This is a genomic window from Mesorhizobium sp. P2_A12, from assembly GCF_056405075.1.
Map to the genome: position 1 here is coordinate 73,296 of NZ_JBFUCU010000019.1, position 21,423 is coordinate 94,718.

General features: G+C 59.9%; 17 protein-coding genes and 1 tRNA gene. 10 read left to right on the forward strand and 8 right to left on the reverse strand.

The window, feature by feature from the left end:
- Positions 1 to 12: 12 nt before the first annotated feature.
- From AC1DZU_RS29065 to AC1DZU_RS29075, 3 genes are all read left to right on the forward strand, one after another.
- Positions 13 to 963 (forward strand): acetyl-CoA carboxylase carboxyltransferase subunit alpha, encoded by a 951-nt coding sequence (locus AC1DZU_RS29065; protein WP_457154042.1) that lies wholly within the window; start codon positions 13 to 15, stop codon positions 961 to 963.
- Positions 964 to 1,181: 218 nt separating this feature from the next.
- On the forward strand, positions 1,182 to 2,501 hold the full coding sequence (locus AC1DZU_RS29070; protein WP_477290072.1) for a L,D-transpeptidase family protein: 1,320 nt from the start codon (positions 1,182 to 1,184) through the stop codon (positions 2,499 to 2,501).
- Positions 2,502 to 2,556: 55 nt separating this feature from the next.
- On the forward strand, positions 2,557 to 2,814 hold the full coding sequence (locus AC1DZU_RS29075; RefSeq protein WP_477290039.1) for a sulfurtransferase TusA family protein: 258 nt from the start codon (positions 2,557 to 2,559) through the stop codon (positions 2,812 to 2,814).
- Between the two features lie 3 nt (positions 2,815 to 2,817).
- Here AC1DZU_RS29075 and AC1DZU_RS29080 read toward each other — a convergent pair whose 3' ends face one another.
- Complete coding sequence (locus tag AC1DZU_RS29080) at positions 2,818 to 3,912, reverse strand: CobW family GTP-binding protein (protein ID WP_477290041.1); 1,095 nt, start codon at positions 3,910 to 3,912, stop codon at positions 2,818 to 2,820.
- Between the two features lie 4 nt (positions 3,913 to 3,916).
- Positions 3,917 to 5,086, reverse strand: a complete 1,170-nt coding sequence (locus tag AC1DZU_RS29085; RefSeq protein WP_477290043.1) for a D-alanyl-D-alanine carboxypeptidase family protein — start codon at positions 5,084 to 5,086, stop codon at positions 3,917 to 3,919.
- Between the two features lie 217 nt (positions 5,087 to 5,303).
- Between AC1DZU_RS29085 and AC1DZU_RS29090 the strand changes: the two genes are divergently transcribed.
- A complete protein-coding gene (locus AC1DZU_RS29090; protein WP_477290045.1) occupies positions 5,304 to 6,467 on the forward strand; it encodes a M20 aminoacylase family protein in 1,164 nt (387 codons plus the stop codon).
- Between the two features lie 85 nt (positions 6,468 to 6,552).
- Positions 6,553 to 6,629, forward strand: a tRNA-Arg gene (locus AC1DZU_RS29095).
- A 468-nt stretch (positions 6,630 to 7,097) separates the two neighbouring features.
- Here the strand turns inward: AC1DZU_RS29095 and AC1DZU_RS29100 are convergent.
- The 3 genes from AC1DZU_RS29100 to AC1DZU_RS29110 are packed head-to-tail and all read right to left on the reverse strand — an operon-like array spanning position 7,098 to position 9,653.
- A complete protein-coding gene (locus AC1DZU_RS29100; RefSeq protein WP_477290047.1) occupies positions 7,098 to 8,789 on the reverse strand; it encodes a recombinase family protein in 1,692 nt (563 codons plus the stop codon).
- Positions 8,786 to 9,280, reverse strand: coding sequence for a DUF2924 domain-containing protein (locus AC1DZU_RS29105; RefSeq protein WP_477290049.1), 495 nt, complete (start codon positions 9,278 to 9,280; stop codon positions 8,786 to 8,788). The genes AC1DZU_RS29100 and AC1DZU_RS29105 overlap by 4 nt, the downstream gene beginning before the upstream one ends.
- Positions 9,281 to 9,284: 4 nt before the next feature.
- Positions 9,285 to 9,653 (reverse strand): DUF3489 domain-containing protein, encoded by a 369-nt coding sequence (locus tag AC1DZU_RS29110; protein ID WP_477290051.1) that lies wholly within the window; start codon positions 9,651 to 9,653, stop codon positions 9,285 to 9,287.
- Between the two features lie 400 nt (positions 9,654 to 10,053).
- On the opposite strand from AC1DZU_RS29110, the gene AC1DZU_RS29115 reads away from it, so the two are divergent.
- The 4 genes from AC1DZU_RS29115 to AC1DZU_RS29130 are packed head-to-tail and all read left to right on the forward strand — an operon-like array spanning position 10,054 to position 14,522.
- Positions 10,054 to 11,670, forward strand: coding sequence for a DUF262 domain-containing protein (locus tag AC1DZU_RS29115; protein WP_477290053.1), 1,617 nt, complete (start codon positions 10,054 to 10,056; stop codon positions 11,668 to 11,670).
- 40 nt (positions 11,671 to 11,710) lie between these two features.
- On the forward strand, positions 11,711 to 12,466 hold the full coding sequence (locus AC1DZU_RS29120; protein ID WP_477290055.1) for a hypothetical protein: 756 nt from the start codon (positions 11,711 to 11,713) through the stop codon (positions 12,464 to 12,466).
- Between the two features lie 23 nt (positions 12,467 to 12,489).
- Positions 12,490 to 13,686, forward strand: coding sequence for a DNA adenine methylase (locus tag AC1DZU_RS29125; RefSeq protein WP_477290057.1), 1,197 nt, complete (start codon positions 12,490 to 12,492; stop codon positions 13,684 to 13,686).
- Entirely contained in the window at positions 13,686 to 14,522 is an 837-nt protein-coding gene (locus AC1DZU_RS29130; protein ID WP_477290059.1) for a DpnII family type II restriction endonuclease, read from the forward strand. The genes AC1DZU_RS29125 and AC1DZU_RS29130 overlap by 1 nt, the downstream gene beginning before the upstream one ends.
- A 152-nt stretch (positions 14,523 to 14,674) precedes the next feature.
- On the opposite strand, the gene AC1DZU_RS29135 is transcribed toward AC1DZU_RS29130, so the two are convergent.
- The 3 genes from AC1DZU_RS29135 to AC1DZU_RS29145 form a co-directional block, all read right to left on the reverse strand.
- Positions 14,675 to 16,396, reverse strand: a complete 1,722-nt coding sequence (locus tag AC1DZU_RS29135) for a UvrD-helicase domain-containing protein (RefSeq protein ID WP_477290061.1) — start codon at positions 16,394 to 16,396, stop codon at positions 14,675 to 14,677.
- Entirely contained in the window at positions 16,393 to 18,273 is a 1,881-nt protein-coding gene (locus AC1DZU_RS29140) for an ATP-dependent nuclease (RefSeq protein ID WP_477290063.1), read from the reverse strand. Before AC1DZU_RS29140 ends, AC1DZU_RS29135 begins: the two co-directional genes overlap by 4 nt.
- Positions 18,274 to 18,631: 358 nt before the next feature.
- Entirely contained in the window at positions 18,632 to 19,696 is a 1,065-nt protein-coding gene (locus AC1DZU_RS29145; protein ID WP_477290065.1) for a DUF4274 domain-containing protein, read from the reverse strand.
- A 411-nt stretch (positions 19,697 to 20,107) separates the two neighbouring features.
- Between AC1DZU_RS29145 and AC1DZU_RS29150 the strand changes: the two genes are divergently transcribed.
- Positions 20,108 to 21,423 (forward strand): adenylate/guanylate cyclase domain-containing protein (locus AC1DZU_RS29150; protein WP_477290067.1); only part of this gene is annotated, 1,316 nt, incomplete at its 3' end.

The window sequence follows — 21,423 nt, forward strand, 5'->3', positions numbered from 1 at the left end:
GTCCGCTCACGCATGTACAATTACCTCGATTTCGAAAAGCCGGTGCAGGACCTCGAGGGCAAGATCCTCGAGCTGAAGAAGCTTGCCGAGAGTGGCGAGGCGGTCGATGTCGGCGACGAGATCAGCCGTCTCGAGAAGCGCTCCCGCGACGCGCTGCGCGACGCCTACAAGGCACTGACGCCGTGGCAGAAGGTGCAGGTGGCGCGCCATCCCGACCGGCCGCACTGCGTCGACTACATCAAGGGCCTGTTCAACGATTTCACACCGCTGGCCGGAGACCGCAATTTCGGCGAGGACCAGGCGATCGTCGGCGGTTTCGCCCGCTTCCGCGGCGAGCCGGTGGCCATCATCGGCCAGGAAAAGGGCTCCGACACGACCAGCCGGCTGAAGCACAATTTCGGCTCGGTGCGGCCGGAAGGCTACCGCAAGGCGGTGCGGCTGATGGAACTCGCCGACCGCTTCAATATCCCGCTGCTGACGCTTGTCGACACCGCCGGCGCCTATCCCGGCGTCGGCGCGGAGGAACGCGGCCAGGCGGAAGCGATTGCCCGTTCGACCTCGGCCTGCCTTGGCCTGAAAGTGCCGTCGATCTCGGTGGTCATCGGCGAAGGCGGCTCGGGCGGCGCCATCGCAATCGCCACCGCCAACCGCGTCTACATGCTCGAACACGCCATCTATTCGGTGATCTCGCCGGAAGGCGCCGCCTCGATCCTGTGGCGCGACACGACACGATCGAAGGACGCGGCGACCAACATGAAGATCACCGCGCAGGATCTTCTAGAGCTCAAGATCATCGACGCCATCATCCCCGAGCCGCTCGGCGGCGCGCATCGTGGCGCCGAAACCGTGATTGCCGCGACCGGCGACCTCATCGCCAAGACGATGAAGGATTTTTCCGGCGCCAACACCGACTTCCGCGAGCAGCGCCGCGAAAAATATCTGGCAATGGGCCGCAGTCTCTAAACCAAGGCCCTGCCCCGCCCGCCGCAATGTGGCGGCACGGAGCATTTTTGCCACAAAAATGCCGCTGCATTCGGCTCAATGAGACTGCCGCAGGGGGACGCGTCGACACTTGCGGTAAGGAATTTTCAAGGTTAACGGGCTTAGTGTCCGTACACGTTCAGTGCAGAAGCCTTGGCATGAATCGCCTTGGCGCCAGAGAAAAGACGATATCCGCAGCCATGTTCGCCAAGCTTGCCCGCACTGGAATCCTGATCGCTGCCCTCGGCGTTGCGGGCTGCAACGATTCGTCGATGAAGGATTTTGCCCCGGAGGCCAACAAGCCGCTGCCCGACAAGATCCTCGCCGACATGAGGTCCAAGGGCATGGTGCGCACCTCGTCGGTGATGGCCCGTATCTTCAAGGAAGAGGGCAAGCTCGAAATCTGGAAGGCCAAGACCAACGGCCGCTACGACATGGTGGCGAGCTATGACATCTGCAAATGGTCGGGCAAGCTCGGGCCGAAATACACCGAAGGCGACCGCCAGGCGCCGGAAGGCTTCTACACGGTGCGCCCGTCGCAGATGAACCCGCGCTCGAACTATCATCTGTCCTTCAACATCGGCTTTCCCAATGCCTATGACCGGGCCAATGGCCGCACCGGCGCCAATCTGATGGTGCACGGCGCCTGCTCGTCGTCGGGCTGTTATTCGATGACCGATGCGCAGATCGAGCAGATCTATGCCTTTGGCCGCGATGCCTTCCAGGGGGGCCAGACCGAATTCCAGATCCAGGCTTTTCCGTTCCGTATGACCGCCGCTAACATGGCGCGCTACCGCAACGACCCGAACTATGAGTTCTGGAAGATGCTGAAGGTTGGCTACGACAATTTCGAGGTCACCAAGGTGCCGCCGAAGGTCGACGTCTGCGAGAAGCGCTATGTCTTCAACCAGGTCGCCGCCGACGGCCAGACATTTGATCCGACCGGCACCTGCCCGGCGACCACACAACCGGATTCCTTGAAGAGCGCCTACAACGCCTATCAGAGCACCTATGACGCGGCGTTCAACGGCGCGCTCAAGGCCAGTGCGCCGCCGCCGAAGCCGACCATCGCCGGCGTCAAGGAAGCCAGCATCGTCTCCGACTGGTCCAAGCGCCGGGCGCGCGGCGAGCGTGTGCCGATCGATCCGCCGTCGCTCAACACCGATGGCTCGGTGACCGAGACGGCGCGCATGGGCCGCATCGATTCGCCTGCCGGCCGCAAGATGGCGGCACTCGACGCCGAAAAAGCCGCCAAGCAGAAGGCCGAGGAGCAGAGGCTTGCCGCCATACAGGCAGCCAGGCAAGCCAAGGAAGCCGCCAAGGCGCAGGCCCTGGCCGAGAAGGAAGCCGCCAAGGCCCAGAAAGAGGCGGCCAAGGCCGCCAAGGAAGCGCCTGTCGCCACCGCCACAATCGCAGCCCCCATGGAGGCCGCGCCTGAAGCTGAAACGCAGGCGGCGAACGCCGACGAGAGCAGGGTCACCAGACTGAAGAACAAGCTGCTCGGCATGTTCGGCGGTTGAGGCTTTTCGCCAATGCGTGTCACCCAAAGGTGCGTAGCGGTTTTGGGACAACGACATGCTTGAAAACAAGCTTGCCAAGCCTGCGAGCGTCTACGATCTCAAGGGGCTGAACTGCCCTTTGCCTGTGCTGAAAGCAAAGAAACGGCTGGCCGGAATGCAGCCAGGCAGCCGGCTCTGGCTCGAAACCACCGACCCGCTGGCCGTCATTGACATCCCGGCATTCTGTTCCGACAGCGGCCACCATCTCGTCGAAACGGCGGCGGTGTCAGGCGGTCATCGCTTTCTGGTCGAGCGCGGCGAGCAGCAATCGTAGAGTTTACCGCCCCGCGATCGCCAGCGGATTGTTTTCCAGCGCCGCGCGGTCGGGCGTGTCGATCGACGGCCGGTTGGTGAACGCGGCGAACAGCCGACGCACATAGTCTTCCGGCATGTCGAGCGTGATCAGCACCAGCCGCGTGCCGCGCTGGCCATCCGGCCAGGACGGCAATTGCACCGGCGGATGCAGGATCTTCTGCACGCCATGGATCACCAACGGCCGCGACGGGTCTTCGCTGAGCTCGATGACGCCCTTCATCCGCAGCAGACGCTCGCCATGTGCCGAGCGCAACAGGTCGAGAAACATCTCGATCGCTGAAAACGGCACCGGGCCGTCGTGGACCAGAGAATAGGAACGCACGCGCTGATCGTGGCCGTGGCCGTGGTCATGCTCCTGATCATGGTCGTGATGATGATCATGATCATGCGCCTCGCCCAGCCAGCGCCGCACATCGGCGGATTTGGTCGCCGGATTGTAGAGACCGCAATCAAACAGCGCCGCCACGCCTGTCTTCGTGTCGGCAACGTCAAGCAAATCGGCGCCCGGATTGATCTGCCGCAGGCGCGCCCGCAGCGTTTCCAATTCATGCGGATCGGTGACCAGATCGGCCTTGCTGAGCACAATGCGGTCGGCAACCGCCACCTGCTTGACCGCCTCGACATGCGCGTCGAGCGTGGCATTGCCATTGACCGCGTCGACCAGCGTGATGACGCCGTCGAGCCGGAAGGCCTGGACCAGTGCCGGATGCGCCATGATCGACTGCAGCACCGGCGCCGGATCGGCGAGCCCTGTGGTTTCGACGATGACGCGGGCCAGGCGGGCGATGCGGCCGGTCTGCAGCCGGTCGACCAGGTCGGCCAGCGTGTCGACCAGTTCGCCGCGCACCGTGCAGCACAGGCAGCCGTCCGACAGCTGGATGATGCCGTCGGACGCCTGCTCGACCAGCAGATGGTCGATCGCCACTTCGCCGAACTCGTTGATGATGACCGCCGTGTCGGCCAGCGCCGGATCTTTCAACAGCCGATTGAGCAGTGTCGTCTTGCCGGCGCCGAGAAAACCGGTCAGCACCGAGACAGGGATCGGGAAGCCGCTCATCCGGCTAGTTCGCAACCTTGACCGGCTGGTCGCCTTGCGCGGCGGGACCGGCAACGACCGGGCCTGTGCCGGCCGGCGCCGGCTGGTCGGGACGCCAGCTCGGGATCGGCACGTCGGCATACTCCTGGCCGCCCTGGTCGAGCATGGCCTTCGGCGCCGGACCGGTGGCGCCGCCGAGGCCTACGGCAACCAGCGTCGGCACATGGTCGAGCTTTTCCTGGTAGGGCGATTTCGGCACATCCTTGGCGGCAGCGGCGGCGGGCGGTGCCTCGGACTGCTCCGCCCGCGCCTTCTTCTTGCAGATCTCGTCCTGCATGTCGTTGGGCGACACGGTGTCACCATAAGGCGCCAGCGTGGCGATGGTGGCCGAGCCCGCGGCCTGCGTGTCAAAACCCTGGTCGAGCAGTTTCGCCGCGGCCTCGGCGCGGGTGATTGCCGACTTCTCGCCAAGCACGACCGCCACCAGCGTGCGCCCATTGCGGGTCGCCGAGCCGATCATGTTGAAGCCGGAAGGGCAGACGAAGCCCGTCTTCATGCCGTCGGCGCCGGGATACCGGCCGATCAGCAGATTGTAGTTCGGAATCGCCTTCTTGCCGACCGCAAGCCCCTCGATCGAGAACCACGGCGCATATTGCGGAAATTCACGCCGGATGGCCATCACCAGCACGGCGAGGTCGCGCGCCGTCGTGTACTGGTCCGGCGAATAGAGCCCGTTCGGATTGACGAAATGCGTGCCGTTCATGCCGAGCCTGGTCGCCTCGGCGTTCATCCGTTCGGCGAAGGCTGCCTGTGAGCCGCCGACATTCTCGCCGACGGCCATGGCGATGTCATTGGCCGACTTGACCAGCATCATCTTCAGCGCGTTATCGAGCCGCATCACCGAGCCCGGCTTGAAGCCCATCTTGCTTGGCGGCTCGGCGGCCGAGTGTTTCGTGACCTTGATCGGCGAATCGAGCTGGACCTCGCCGGCCGCGATCGCCCGGAAGGTCACATAAGCGGTCATCAACTTGCTCAGCGACGCCGGATACCAGCGCTTGAACGCATCCTGATGCTGCAGGATCTGGCCGTTGTTGAGGTCGAACACAACGACCGGATTGGCCTGCGCCGACCCGGCCAGGACCGACAGCACGATTGCGCCAGCCGAGAATAGTTTGAGGAAATGCCTGTGCCGCATGATCAAATCCGAAATCGCCTCTTGCCGTAGTCACCCCTGGCTCCGTAAGATTTCGTTACGCGATCGCCAGCACCCTGCAGTCCGACCCTCAAAAACCGGACTGCGTCGTTGCGGTGCTATTTACTCTATGTGACGCCAACATGGCAAAGTGCCTGACGATCACAATTGCAAGGCAGCGGACAACACCCGCCTGTCCCAACAGCGAAATGGAACCATCATGCCAATCCTGAACCGTGCCGCCGAAATGCAGGACGAAGTTGCCGGCTGGCGCCAGCATCTGCACCAGACGCCAGAACTGAACTTCGACGTCTTCAAGACCGCTGCCTTCGTCACCGACAAGCTGAAAGCCTTCGGTTGCGACGACGTGGTGACCGGCCTCGGCAAGACCGGCGTCGTTGGCATCATCCGCGGCCGCCAGGGCGAAGGCCCCACCATCGGTCTGCGCGCCGACATGGACGCGCTGCCGCTCAACGAGATCTCCGGCAAGCCCTATGCCTCGACCATCCCCGGCAAGATGCATGCCTGCGGCCATGACGGTCACACGGCGATGCTTTTGGGCGCCGCGAAATACCTTGCCGAGACGCGCAACTTCACCGGCTCGGTGGCGGTGATCTTCCAGCCGGCGGAGGAAGGCGGCGGCGGCGGCAACGAGATGGTCAAGGACGGCATGATGGAACGTTTCGACATCTCCAAGGTGTTCGGCATGCACAACATGCCGGGCCTGCCTGTCGGGCAGTTCGCCATCCGCCCGGGCCCGATCATGGCGGCGACGGCCGAGTTCACCATCACCGTGCGCGGCAAGGGCGGCCATGCGGCAATGCCGCACGGCACCATCGACCCGATCGTCATCACCAGCCAGCTGGTCGGCGCCCTGCAGACGATCGCCTCACGCAGCACCGATCCGGTCGAGGCGGTGGTGGTGTCGGTGACCAAGTTCCACGCCGGCGATGCCTACAACATCATCCCCGAGACGGCCGAAATCGCCGGCACCGTGCGCACCTTGCGCAAGGAAATCGCCAAAAAGTCCGAAGAGCGCATCCGCGCCATCTGCGACGGCCTGGCGACCGCGTTTGGCGCCAGGATCGAGGTCGATTATCAGGCGAATTACCCCGTGACGTTCAATCATGCGGAAGAGACGGTGTTTGCCAGCGATGTCGCGGCCGGTGTCGCCGGCGACGCACATGTCCACCGCGGCATCCAGCCGGTGATGGGCGGCGAGGATTTCTCCTACATGCTGGAAGCCCGCCCCGGCGCCTTCATCTTCATCGGCAATGGCGACACCGCCGGTCTCCACCACCCGGCCTACGACTTCAACGACGAGGTCATCCCGCACGGCATGAGCTATTGGGTGAAACTGGCGGAAACGGCACTCGCCGCCTGACGCCAGTCGCGCAAAGGGCTGGGCGAATTGCCTTCGGCCGGCCTCTTGGCGAAACGATCCGAAGCGGCTATGTGTCTGGCCGCGTGGTCCCGTAGCTCAGTAGGATAGAGCGGCAGATTCCTAATCTGTAGGTCACAGGTTCGATTCCTGTCGGGATCACCATTCAGTCTTTTTTATCAATGACTTAGTGGATATCTCTGTGAGAACCATCCCCAAGATCGGGGTGATGCAATACGCATCAGCCGACGACGGCTCTGACCACTTGTTCCTGCATTTTCGCCATTTTGTCTCTGTTTTGCATAAGTCCGAAAACCGGGCCTAATTCATTAAGGTTTCCGAGGCTTAGAAACGCTCGTAGGTCAACGGTTCGATTCCTGCTCGGTTCACCACTCAGTCACCGGTAGTATTGGCTATTTCGACTGGCTCGGAATTCGTTCGACTTATCCGTGAGTTAGCCGCTGGCTTGCCCGAACAGTCGGGCTGAGCAGCGCAATCCGTCTCTGTACCGGCCGAGTTTTCAAGGCCCGTCTCGCCGACCGGGTTTCCGAGCCCTATTGTTTTCGTAATAGATGCAGAGAGATCGCCTAGGTGTCCCGCTGCGGATGGAAAGCAGAGCGGACTTAGGCTTGACTAAAAGCCCAGGAGGGACTGCTGCTGGTTCCAATCAACCGGAAGATCGGCGAGCCGAGCGAGCCGCCGGGCGGTTAGGCTAACAGGTTGATTGCCTGCCAGAATGTTGTCCACGATTGCCGGAGAGAGGAAGGCCAAGGGCAAAGCTTTGCTGAGGTCGGCCCGATGGATGCCAGTCGCTTTGGAGAGTTCGGAGATGCTGCGAGCCGAGCCATTTGTCAGCGCCGACAGCATCGAGTGAGACCTGGCCAGGAGGTTAAGGAGGATCGGATCAGGAGCCCTCCTTGGTTTGGGTTGGTCTCCAATGATCAGTCGTGCCTCATTTCCACGCCTCTGAATCTGGCATGCGACTGTGATCTTGTGGGTCTCCACTGCGATGACAGGTTGCTGGCGGTCCTTTGTGTCAGAACCCGCGCCCTCTAATCGGGAGATCGCCCTCACCAACGCAGCAGGATCAATCTCGAACTCGATGGTCTCGGGCGAGAGCGTTATCCTGGCGATCGCTGTTTTGACAATCGATCTACGCTTCGCTTCACGTGATGGCGAGTCGCTCAAGAGCCCGTCCGCTGCGCTCAAACCGCCCGCGATCTTATCCCTTGATGCGTATTTCTCGATCCATGCAGCCAGTCGCGATTTGTCGTTGAGCAAAGCAATCAGTTGCTGATCGACGATAGCTTCCAGTTCATCGGTAGGAACTCTCCAGCCGGTATCGTCCTTGCGTCGAGTGACCTTAAGCCGGTTGGAGACGTAGTAGCGGTAGCGCTTGCCGTGGTTGTTCGCATAGGCAGGGCTCAGCCGATCGCCGGTTTCGTCAAAGATGAGACCTGTAAGCAGATGCAGATCCGCGGCATTCGATCGCGATCGGCGTTTCGGCCCTTGCTCCTTCAGCAGTGCCTGAACCGATGAAAAGAATTCCGCGTCTACGATCGGCTCGTGAGCGCCGTCATAGCATGTGTCTTTGTGACGAGCCTGGCCAATGTAAACAGGGTTTGAAAGCAGGTGATAGAGTCGCCCACGGCTGACCCGGGCTCGAAGCGGCGTGGATCCTTTTCCCGTTTGGCTTTGATTGAGCTCATCTGCCAAGGCCAGCACTGACCTCAATTCCAGATAGCGCTGGAATATCGATCGGACGATTGTAGCTGCTGCTTCATCAACCACCAGCTTCTTATCAACTGCACGGTAGCCGAGCGGAACGGTACCACCCATCCACATGCCCTTCTTTCTGGATGCAGCGATCTTGTCGCGGATGCGCTCTGCGGTCACTTCCCGCTCGAACTGAGCGAATGAGAGGAGCACGTTGAGCGTCAGCCTGCCCATCGACGTCGTTGTGTTGAACTGCTGGGTAACAGAAACAAAGGAGACGCTGTGAGCATCGAATGTCTCAACGATCTTGGAAAAGTCCATCAGCGATCGCGTGAGCCTGTCGATCTTGTACACGACCACCACATCGATGCGTTTATCACGAATGTCTTGGAGTAGGCGTTTTAAAGCCGGCCTCTCCATCGTCCCGCCTGAGATGCCACCATCGTCATAGAAGTCGGGAACGAGTTTCCAGCCCAGACCAATTTGCGATGCAATGAAGGCAACGCATGCCTCGCGCTGCGCATCAAGTGAGTTGAATTCCTGTTCAAGGCCCTCTTCGGTGGATTTTCGGGTGTAGACCGCACAGCGCAGTTTTTGCTGGTTGCTCATAGTCCGAAGAACCTCGGACCGGACCAGTGGGCGCCAGTGATCTTGCGGGCGATGGCGGAGAGAGACCGATGAAGTTTTCCTTCAAACAAAAACCCTTCTGCGGTCACGTCGACGACGTGGGTCTTGCCGTTCCAATCGCGCAGGAGGCGAACCCCCTTCGATAGCGAGCGACGCGACTTCGAAGCCGTGCCAGCATTTTTGCCAGCGCCCTGCATGTCATTGGAAGTCCCCGACGCTGAATTCAGCGCTTTCGTTGGTCCATCTATGCCAACCTCTCGAACCGCTTCAGCGATGCGTTTCATTGTCTCTGTCGACAAGCCACCAAGCCTTTTTGCCTGCATATGCCAGGCGGCCGCTCTCACCAGAAGTTCGCGCCGCACCCCGCTCGGCGGCGTGCACCCATAGGTCTTGATCCACCGAGCCGCGAGTTCATCGCGAGAGAGGTCGCCGAGCGCGGCGACCTCCTGTTGAAGCTTTGAGTCAATGACCATGGCTTCAAACGGCCTTGGCCTTATTGTCGAGCCGATAGCGCCGGACACCATCCTTGCCGACTTCGCTGACTACAGTTAGGCCGAACTTCTTCTTCACTATTCCAGAGAGAAACCCGCGCACCGAATGAGGCTGCCAGCCAGTCGCCTCAATCAACCCGTCAATCGTAGTGCCCTTGGCCAAACGAAGCTTTTTCAAGACGGTGTCCGTCTTCGTGTCCGCAGGCCTGGCGCCCTTAGTTTTGTTCGCGACTTCCGCATGCGCGGCTGTCTGCTTGCGAAGGCGCTTCGGCGGATTCGCTACCGCTTGAAGTGAGATTTTTTCAGGGTCGCCAGCACCGGTGCTTTCCGTCCGGTCAATTTCAGTAGAGCGCATTGCTTTTCTCCATCAGTGCCGGCTTCGGACCGTCCGATGCCGGTACTGACAGGGGCCCGCACTGGGCGGGCTGTAAACCGAGGCGGGGTACGTCGTCTCGGTCCCGACAGCAATGCTTGCCGCTCCAAGGAAGTCCAGCGCAATCCGCCTCTAGTTCTCGAATGACCACAGTTGGGCCGGAAGCTGCCAGGCAGCTTCTTGGCGCGGCGTGTCAGATCGCTGCCGGTCATTCGCGCCGCTCAGGCAGGATAATCGCGAAGTTCCAAGCGACGTTTTGGTCGGATACAGTAGGCCCGATCGCGAGTCTCGATAGACTGGCTATTGAACGATGCGGTGGACATGCTACCGATGTCGGGATCGGGGTATTTCTCTTACCATAGTTCGCTTGGGAAACAGCATTGTGCAAACGCCTCTAAACGCTTCGGCAAGCAGTGCGGGCGCCCTGCTGTCCAATGCAACATTCGAGATACCGCCATTTCAACGTGAATATTCATGGGGTTTGGATGAGGTCACGGATTTTTGGACCGACCTTCGGAATAATATTGAAGCAGACTCCTATTTTCTTGGCCTGATAATCCTCACTGAAGGGGATAAACGCAAATATGTCGTCGATGGGCAGCAGAGGATAATCACGCTTACGCTGCTTGCAAACGCGATCTATCACGAGGCGTTAAAGCGAGATCGATCCGCGCTCGCAGGCCGTATCTTGGCCGACTTTATCCGCGCCATCGACTATGATTCTGATCAGACTGACCCGCGCGTTCGGCTTTCCGATGTCCGCGACAACGAGACGTTCCAGACGATCTTAGAGATCGGACGACCGCCGCTGATCCAAGACAAGGAGTCGGTGTCTGCGCGAATGGCGGACTCCTATGATTTTCTGCTGAAGCGTCTGCGCGAGGACCTCGCCCAAGATCCGTTCAAACGCCTCGGCAAGTGGACGAAGTTTCTGACGGACCGCCTGTATTTTGCTGTCTTCCTCCATCCCGATTCATCGTCTGCGTATCAAGTGTACGAAGTAATCAACACGCGCGGGAAAGAGCTGACCACCGCTGACCTTCTGAAGAACTACGTTCTCAGTCAGACGCCAGAAAACAAGCGGCTGGATCGCTATGTCGAGTGGCAAGGTATCCAGCGCCGATTCGCGGATGAGGGGTCCAACAACTTCGTTCAATTTATCCGGCACGCCGTCACGGTTGAAGCTGGCCATGTGCTTCCCAAAGATCTATTTGGCTTTCTCGCCAATCGGCTTCGTTTCTTCGGGAAAGAGCCGCCGACCGTCCCTGAGTTGATGGAGGTCTTGCTCGACCAGCAGCCGCTGTATCTGCAGATGATTGACCCCAGCCTGGACGGTCCGGCTGAACCCGGCGCTCTCAAAGTTTTTGCAGCCCTGAACAGCTTGGGCGTAATCGCCGTGCGCCCAATGCTGTTGGCGGTCGCGAAGGTGCCCGATGCAATGGCAGGTATGGACTATGTCTTGCGCCTTGTGGTGCGACGCATCGTCGTTGGTAATCTCGGAACGGGCAATGTCGAGCGAAGATTCGGCGAGGCGGCTCGAAAGATCGCTGAGACGAAGGATTGGCGCTCGGTGGTGGGAGATCTCCGCGACCTTAATCCACCGCAGGACGATTTCGTACGCCAGCTGACCACTCGTTCGTTCAACAAAAGCGTTCTCGCTTTTGTTCGTCGTTCAGTTATCCAATACACCCGCACACCCGAACATGCCGGTACCCTTCACTTCATTTGGACCCGCCAAGCAGACTACTGGACTGGCATGAGTGAAGAAGACGGAGCCTACTGGGGGGCGACCATCGGCAACACGCTGCTAGCTGACCTCGAACGCCGACCCAAGGACATCAACTCTTGGGGTGAATTCAAGGCTGAACTGCTCCCGTACGCTACCGACGGCGAGTGGCGCGAGACCCTCGAAGCTGTGGAAGAATGGGATGCCGAAGCCGTTGACGAAGCTGGCAAAACTTTGGCCGAGGCGGCTGGGGAGCTCTGGTACTCGGACTAGCGCAGTAGATCGCAAATTTCGGGAAGCGAAGATACTCGGGGTGCTCAACCGCACAGTCGAGGTCGCCGCACTAGATGCGCTTGTTTACGCATACAAGCCAGAGCCGCGCGAAGTCGACCTGCCTCGCACGGCAATCGTGCTCGACTCTAGCGCCTTTTTGCGCCTGGGCCAGCACGTCGATGTGATCGACTATCTCAATTCCAGGCATGAGGCGCCCGTGATCCTGCCTGGGCAAGCAATACAGGAATTTTGGAACAACAATCTCAACGTCGCGGATTCGATAGCAACGGGAATCAGCAAAAAGTATGAGGAGCTGAAGAAGGAAGTCCTTAAGGTCGATGAGAATTTCCAAGATTTTGGCGAACGGTTCGCTGTCCTGATCGACGAGTTTCGAACGTCGTTTGGATACGCCTATGACGGCAGCACGGTGCGTCGCACGATGTCCCTATTCGAAGTCTTGCAGGAAAAGGCGGTGATTTCCTACGTTCGTCGCGATCTCTTCTCTGAATTGGCCGCGCACCGCAAGCGAACGAAGACCCCTCCTGGTTTCAAGGATGATCTCGATGGCGATTTTTTCGTATGGCTGGACATGCTTGATAGCCTCCTGATCGCGCAGTCACGGCACGTCCCCTTCGACAAGGTTGTGCTCGTTAGTAATGACAAAAAGCCCGACTGGAGCCGTGAAGGGATTGCCCATCCGATATTGAGCGCTGAATTGATGGCGCTGATTGGCGTGCCGTTCGAAACTTGGGACGTCGGCAAGCTAGTCCAGAAGGTTGCGACGGCAAGTGAGTAAGACCTCAAGCGGCTGTTCAACGATTGACGCTCGCCGTAGCCCCGACTTACACCTGTTCTCTCGAATCAGGGACTGCTCCGCTCCGATCTGCGCACCTCGAGGAAGGAAGTAGCATGCCGCGACTTGCCATAGCCGCTCTGCCCGGGGCTTCAGTCGTTGCGCTGCGCCGCGGTTCGGCGGGGCCGCCGTCGGCGATACCCGCACGCGCCGCTGCCTATCCCGAACTGCGCTATATGGGCTCGAAGACGCGGCTGCTGCCGTGGATCTTCGAAACTCTCGACTCGCTCGACTTCGAAAGCGCACTCGACCCGTTTTCGGGAACCGGCTCGGTCAGCTACCTTATGAAGTCTATGGGCCGCCGGGTGATCGCGTCGGATTTCCTCAACTTCACCACCACGGTCGCGCGCGCCACGATCGAGAACAACCAGGTTCATCTCGACGGCAAGGCAATTAAGCGACTGCTCGATCCGGCGCCTTCGGCGCATGACTTCATCGAGCGCACCTTCAATAAAGTGTTCTACACGCCCGAGGACCTGCGTTTCCTCGACCGAGTCTCCGGCAATATCCCTGAGCTCGATAACCCCCATCAACAAGCGCTCGCCTTCGCCGCGCTGTTCCGCTCTTGCCTCAAGCGCCAGCCGCGCGGTGTGTTCACCATCTCGGGCGATCTGTCGCGCTACGACGATGGCCGCCGCGATCTCAAGCTCTCGATCGAAGAGCATTTCCTCGAGCAGATCGAAGTCTATAATAACGCGGTGTTCGACAATGGCCGGCGTAACCAGGCCCAGCGCTCGGATTTGTTCGACCTGCCGCCACGCAAGGTCGACCTGGTTTACCTTGACCCCCCCTATGTCCCGCGCTCAGACGATAATTGCTACATCAAGCGCTATCACTTCCTCGAAGGGCTCTCTTGCTATTGGCAGGATTTGCCGGTCGATCTCAATACCAAGGTCAAGAAGATCGCGAAGCGGTACACGCCATTCAGCTATCGCCGCACCGCGCTCGACGCGTTCGATCGCATGTTCGCCAAATTCAAGGGCAGTACGATAGCTTTGTCCTACAGTTCGAACAGCTTTCCCGATCTTGAGCAGATCGAGTCGCTGCTCAAGCGCTACAAGTCGAGCATCCGCGTCTTCACCAAGCCGCATCGCTATCACTTTGGCACCCACGCCGGGGTCGAGCGCGCCGCCGCAACCGAATATCTGATCGTAGGGCGTTGATGCAGGCGCGCGACCAGACGCTCGACGAAGTCCTCGACAGCCTAAGCCCGCTGAACGTCGAGTGGATGGACGAACTCGCGGCCCAAGCGATCGCACGCCTGACCAAATTTCCCAAGAGAGAACAGTACGACCGCGCCGACTTGGCGGCGCTGCTCGATGGTGATTTCGAGGAGGGCATTTTGTGCGCCCGGCTGTTTCTCGCGCTTTCAAAGGACAGTATGGAGGGTGAACTCAAGCGCGAACTCGGTCCGGGCGGCATCGGGGTCACGCGATATACCAAGGACTGCGAAGCTTATCTCGCGGCGCTTGAACGGCTTGGTTTGCCCGACGCAATGGCAGCGACAATCAACTATCAACCAGTTTGGAGCGACATCTTGGTCGAGCGGCTGCGCTCGGGGCGTGGGTCGGCGATTTCGGGACAGCGGCGCGGGCGCGGGCTTGAGGATTTCACCGAAGCAATGGTCCGTGAAGTATTCGGTGAGGCTTATGAGACGCGCTGCACCTTCACTGGCGCTGATGGCAGGACCGCCAAGTGCGACGTCGCCGTGCCCGATCGCTCGCGGCCGCGGATTGTCATTGAGGTCAAGGGTTATGGCGCTACGGGATCGAAGATGACCGATATCATCGGAGACCTTGACGCGATCATCGATGCGTCGCGTCGTGACAGCTATCTCTTGTTCGTGACCGACGGAATGACGTGGAAGGCGCGCCAGGCCGATCTCAAAAAGATTGTCGACCGGCAGAACCAAGGAAAGATCGCGCGGATTTACACGACCAAAATGCGCGAAGAGCTGCTCGCAGATCTACAGAGCCTGAAGCAGATTACCGGGCTTTAGTTCGCGTCCGGTCCAAACGCATGCGAGCCGATGGACGTAGCGAATCTCCTCGCGCCCTCAGATCTGGCAGCGGCCGTCGGCTGTGCCCAGGTCCGTGACCCGGTCGCAGCTCCAGCCCTTTCGTGGTACACCTTCTCGATCCCAGTGCATATCTACGGGCCGAAGAATGAAGGTGCACCTTGCGGCCTGATTATCCGCACCAGGTGACGCGCTCGTGTGACACCGACGCGCAAGACTCGTCTGCTATCCCCAAAGTCCGGTGCTTCGCGAGGCCGCAGGAGCTCTCCCCCTCGGAATCCTTCAACGATCACAACCCCGTCGAATTCCTTGCCTTTTGACTTATGGAGGGTCATGACTACACAACCACGCGGCGGCTTGTCGGCACCGATCAGGCGCTGCTGGTCGAGAATGCCGGAGACGATGCGAACAGCATCGGAGTAGTCTCCGGAGGCGGCCCAGACGCGGCCAAGCGCGAGCGCGATTGGGTCGACGGCGCTGGCCACGCCTACCATGCGGGATTGCGATGCGAGCTCCTGCAAGTCTTTATGACTTGCCAGCAGGGCTCGGCAGGCTGCCCAGTCAATGACTGGGTCGCCAGTAAGAGGCGTGGCATGGCCCGCCAGAAGACATGCGGCGCTAGCACGAATTGCCTTGCCGGTGTCGATCTGCACGCAGGCCGACTGCAATGTTGCGGCGCGCTTTCCGCTCGAGATCGCCCCGTCGCGCGGCTGTTGTTCGCACCAGTCCTTCTTTTGCAGCCAGTAGGAGGCGGCCTGCGAAAGCGAGGCTTTGCGGGTGGCAGCACAGAAATCGGATCGTTGCTCAAGGAGGGATGCCACGCAAAGTGCGGCCGCAATCGATAGCTCAGCGTCCCATGCGATTTCGTGCACTACAGGACCATAGGCTTTGCCGCTGAAGTTTCGCGGCGCGGAAAGCGCGTCAGAAATATCTGCGACCAGATCATTACTTGGCGCAAGAACGGCCACAGTAGGCTCGGTGATACCGCGGCGACGCAGTTCGCTAAGTAGCGTCGCGACATAAAAGCTGACGGAGGAATTGAACATATTTTCGAACGGCCGGTAGGATGCAACGAACACGTCGCGGCATGCCGGCGTTGGTGCCGTGGCGCGCACGACCGCGTCTCCGTACCGAAGGACGTCAGATAACTTGCTGCGGTGATTGTCGGTCTGGAGGTCTGTCTCCTTGAGCGCGATCTTGCCGCGAAGAACATCGAGACGCTCGGAGCAAACACCTTCGCGAAAGGTATAAATGCGTTGATCGGGATCAGCGAGAAACACGCAATTAGTCGCCGCTGCCAACGCATCTACCAAACGCCATTGGTCGTCGTCGGTGTCCTGAAACTCGTCAAGAATCACAAACGGGTAGAGATCAGCGACGCCTTCGCGGAGCACCTTGCTCTCCTCCACTAAGCGGGCTGCGGCGTGGGCGAACGCGTCGAAAGAGATGCGGCTTTCCTCATCGAGAAGCCTGCGGCGCTCGCGCCGCCAATCACCGGAAAATTGCGTGCGCATCACGCTTTCGGTTCCCGGTGTGATCATCAAAAGCGGAAATCCGCGCAAGGCCTGCCCGTGCGCGCGAAGCAGGTCCCAGCAAAAGGCGTGGTAGGTTTTGACCTCGATCCGCCGCAGTTCCTCCGACGAGAGAATGTCCTTGCAGCGCAAAAGGATCTGCTGCACGGCCGCGCGCGAAAAGCTCAAAAACAGCACATTCTGGCCCGGCAAGAGTCTCGCCATGCGCGCATGAGCTTTCAAAATCGCAAGCGTGGTTTTACCCGAACCGGGGCCGCCCAACACAAGCACATGTCCGGGCTCGGCAATAACGCCTTGCCGCTTCTGATCGATCTCAAACTTCATCCGGGAGTGCCGCCCTCCGGCGCCGCGCCGGCATCGCCCTGCGGCTTCGCGGTGGGTGAAACCGTCACGATCTCGGCCTCATCCTCCAGCGAGGGGAGCTTCATAGTCTCATGCACCTGTTTGAGGAAATCGACAATTGTCTTGGGCAACGCGTCCAGCGCCGGACAGTGTTCGATCAGACGACGGGCAAATGCATCGCCCTTGCGGTCGATCAGCACGGCCATGGTCTTGTCGCGCACTTCCGCGTCGGTCGAAGCAGCTGTATGGGTGCCGCGATGCTGTGGGTAGTCGGGCCAAGTGGACACTTCGGCGAGGAAACTCTTCTGAGCGCCGATGGACACCTCAGCGGCAAGAAGCGCCTCGATACCGTTGTAAGCAGTTTCGCAATTGACCTCGAAAAGCGCGAGTTTCGTTTTCTGATCGTCGGTCCAAGCGGTCTTGGGCCTGTCGTGGAAAGCGAAAGCCCGCTTCCGCAGGCTCGAAAACACAGGTCCCCATTTCGGCACATCACCTTGCCCGCCCACATCGAAGAGGGTGACGCCGGTCAGGTCCAAAGGTTCGTAGCTTCCCTTGGGCGCATATTTTTCAAGCGCTTCGGAGGTCGCCATGACAGCCGCGACCTCGGTCGGTCCTTCCCCTGCGATAACGGCTCTAGACAGGACGACATCGGCGAGCTGCAATTTGTGATGCCGGATTGCCTTATATCTGATCCCCTCCTTGGGAAGGGGCGTTCCTTCCAACACGTGTTTCGCTGAGCGGCCGATCGCCAAGATTTCACCGACCTCGAACTCATTGATGACATGTGACGAGTGCGAGGTGACGATCGCCTGCCCCATCTTCGCGCGTAGGTAGCGCGTTACACGCCGCTGCGTGTGGGGCGGCAAAGCGATCTCCGGCTCCTCCATTGCGAATATAACGGATTCGTTGCCGCGAAGATCGGCAATATGAGTGAGAAGTGCAAACACCAGGGTATTGATCGAGCCGGTTCCAAGCCGGTGGAACGGCACAGAGTAGTCGCTTCCTTTCGATCGGACGAAGAACTGCACGACCTCGCGCAGGTTCTCCCGCGTCAGATCGGAGGCAAAGAACGCGGTTGCGTCTTCATGATCTGCAAGGCCGATGAAGCGCTGCATGCGCTTGCGCACCTGATCGCGGATCGTCTTGAGCTGTGAGATGGAGCCGATGGGAGGTGTGAACTCGCGCAGGCGGCCAAGGGTATCCTCCCACATCGACTCTCTGCCCGTGTAGCCCAGCCGCAGGATCGTATCGAGAAGCGATCCGCGTTCGAGGCTGAGCGCTCGGCGACCGGTCCGGAGCGTGCGAAGATAGATAAACCCGCATTTTTGTTTCCATTCGCGCCCAAATGCTTCGAGGCCGTCGCCCGGCCTTTCGGCTTCCTCCTCGAGTTTCCCGGTCGGTGGATGGGCGAAGTAGGTCCTTGCGTCGAAATCATCGAGTTTGCGATCGTACCAACCCATAAAGACGACGGGCAGCGCGCGTTCGATATCGTCTCCGTCCAGATCGGAAGGTTTAACGCCCTGCACGTCGACGAAGCCGCCCTTGGATTCACTCCAAGGCCGCGTCTTCGAAAAAAGCTTGCGCTGCGTTTCTTCCGGCAGCCCGAGGAGGATCACCTCGATGCGAATGACGACCGGCTTCCCATCGTGCAGATACTCGCCGTTGTGGAAGTCGTGCTCATCAACGATCGGACGCCGGAAAAGTCGCTCCGTGCCGAGCGCGAGTTCGAGCGCTTCGCACATCGTGGACTTGCCGGCATTGTTGTCACCTACTAGCAGCGTGTGGCCCGGCAGATCGACGACCCCGCTCGACACACCCCGGAAATTTTCTATTGCTACGCGGCGTATGCGCATGAACATTCCCCTCCCGCCGGCATTTATACGCCCCACCAGCACTAAACTTATACTGAAATGCTACTGTTGCTGACCCCACCTGGCGAGCTGGAGCCCTCTTAGCTGCCTACTATGTTCCGCGCTATGAGGCCAACCGCTTGGTTTCTCCGTCGGGCGGACGTCGCGCAAGAAATCGGGCAACGAAGACCTTCTGTCTATCGTCAACGACGCCTGCTTTCAGGATGAGGCAAGGTAACGCTCTATGGCTGACATGCGGCGCAAAGCTGTCGTCGAAGTCGCGGAACATCATTTATGGAAGAGTATGAGCGCCGAGTGCGCGCGGAGCAAAGTCGCATAGGAGGCAGGCTGGGCTTTATCCTAGAGATCAGTTGATCCGGAACGCTGGCATATCCAAACCTCCGAACCCGTTTTCGCGCGTAATGTGGCGTCCCGCCCCGGTGGTCGGGAGGTTAGCAGGGAGTACCGCCGCCAGCTGAGTGGGGGTCGGCTTGTACCGACTCAAGATCTCGAGGTTCTTCGACAAATCGAAGTGAATCGCCGAGCGCTCATAAAAGCCTCGTTCTATTCGACCTTTGATGTCCATCATCATGTCGTAGGTCATCAAGTCTGAATACTTCTCCGCAGCGATCGACCGGTCACCTCCGAACTGCAAATAATTTTCTGGGCCACTACCAAAGAAAATATGCAAGGCCGTTGCCAGATCGCAGTCTTCTCGTCGGCTGATCCAGAGCAGCGGTGCAAGGCCGTAATCCCAGTTCCAACTCAGCGCCGCCACATGGCGTTGATCGGGATCGGCTCGGCGTAGCCAATCTGCATAACGCACAAATTCACTGGCGGAGTAGTCGGTCCATGGCTGACAATGTTTCGCCCAGGTCAGGAGCATGGCGTCGTCATCGTCGGTTATTCGCTTCCAGGCATTGGCGAGCTCCCGTTGTATTCTTTCCTTCTCAGCCCTCTCCTTCCAGAACGCCCGTCGAGCATCCATGATCTTCGAATGACCGGGCTGAAAGATGCTCAATTGCTCAAGATACGATGGCGTCTCGCCAGCCGCTTTCCTGAACATCAGCATGATTTCAAAGCCGTCCGCCGTGTTCCCGATGAGATATCGGACATCAGGGTGAGTGATTTCCATCGTGTTAAGTCCGAGCTTGGCGATCTCGCTTTCGGCGTCCGATCGCGCCATACCGACCGCGAACCCGTAGAGACGGAGGGTTTTCGGAAAAGGGGCTCTGAAGTCGATCCGTTCGACGATGTTGTCGCTGGCGATCCCACTAGGATCGTTGTGTGCGGGTTGCCCGTAGCCGAATTCTACGCCGAACTTTCCGCCGCGCGCATGTTCGGCCCAACTCTCTTTCGGGAAGATCGCGTCGACTTGAGCCCGGGTCATCGAGGGGCGAAGTCGAACAATGTTGCTGATATAGCCGTCCATTTTGAGCACTCCGCCTGAAGCAGATTGCGATACCTGGTCCACAAGTCACCGGTTCTGATCGGGCATGCCGATGTGTATCCCAGACCGAAGAAGTATTCCACACATGGGGCTCCCGGCCCAAACACGACGCTCATTGTCTGGCGCCGAGTGTTGGTCGGCACCGAGTCGACGATTGAAGTCGCAGAATATCATTTATGGAAGAGTCCCTAACGCCGAGTGATCACTAGGAGCGTATCGGCCGCTTTGCTGCCAGAAGCTGTCACCGCCGCGGTCACAATGTCGGACTCCAAGCCCCCAATTCTTCACGAGAGGGACCTCCAGCTTCGACAGAAATCCGGGTCTAGAGCATTTCCCTGGCATCTGAGTTAATATTGCGGCTGAGGGACCCGAATTCAGGCTTGGGAGAGCTGTTTGGACGTTGCCGCATGGTTGCGAGGCCTCGGCCTCCAGCAATACGAGCAGGCATTTCGCGACAACGCGATCGACGCGGAAGTCCTGCCGGAACTGACCGATGCCGACCTCGAGAAGCTCGGTATGCTCCTCGGTCATCGCAAGCGATTCCGCAAGGCGGTAGTGGGGCTGGGGTCGTCATCAAGCCATCTCGACGCGAACACCGATGACGTCGCGGCTCAGAGCCGCATCCCGGAGCTAAGCGCGGAGCGTCGACAGCTGACCGTCATGTTCGCGGATCTCGTCGGCTCGACGGCGCTGGCGACGCGTCTGGATCCCGAGGACCTGCGTGAGACCATCGGAGCGTATCACCGCTGTGTCGCCGATACGGTCGCCCACTTCGGCGGCTTTGTTGCTAAGTATATGGGCGACGGAGTTTTGGTGTATTTCGGCTACCCGCAGGCGCACGAGAACGCCGCCGAGCAGGCGGTGCGCGCTGGCCTTGCTCTTGTCAATGCCGTTAGGCTACTCCCAGACCCCGAGCCATTGCGGGTTCGTGTCGGCATCGGCACCGGACAAGTCGTCGTCGGCGATCTGATCACCGCCGGCGAAGGGCAAGAGCGCGGCGTCGTGGGCGAGACGCCGAACCTCGCCGCCCGCCTGCAAGCTCTTGCCGAACCAGACGCGGTCGTGATCGGGCCTCAAACGCGGCAACTGGTCGGCGATCTTTTCGAATATCGCGATCTTGGCGCCGTCGAGGTGAAAGGCTTTCCGGAGCCGATCCATCCCTATCAAGTGTTTCGTGAGAGCGCTGTCGAAAGCCGGTTCGAGGCGCTGCATGGGACGGCGCCCACGCCGCTKGTCGGGCGTGATGAGGAGGTCGACCTGCTGCAGCGCCACTGGCATCGCGCGAAAAGTGGTGAAGGTCGTGTGGTGCTGCTCTCAGGTGAGCCCGGCATCGGAAAGTCGCGCCTCACCGTCACCTTGCAGGAGCGGWTCCAGAATGAGCCACACACCMGCTTGCGCTATTTCTGTTCGCCGCACCATCAAGACAGCGCGCTCCACCCGACCATTGCGCAGCTAGAACGTGCCGCCGGGTTGGAGCGCGACGACCCACCTGAGAGGAAGCTGGAYAAGCTTGCRGCCYTGCTTGCCCCGGCCTYGCCGGAGGACGTGGCGCTGMTGGCCGAGCTGCTGTCGTTGCCGACCGAAGGCCGTTTCCCGCCTCTCCAACTGACGCCCCAGCGTAAGAAAGAGAAGACCTTCGATGCGCTGCTCCGGCAGCTCGAAGAGCTGGCGCGACAAGGTCCGGTGCTGATGCTCTTCGAGGATGTGCA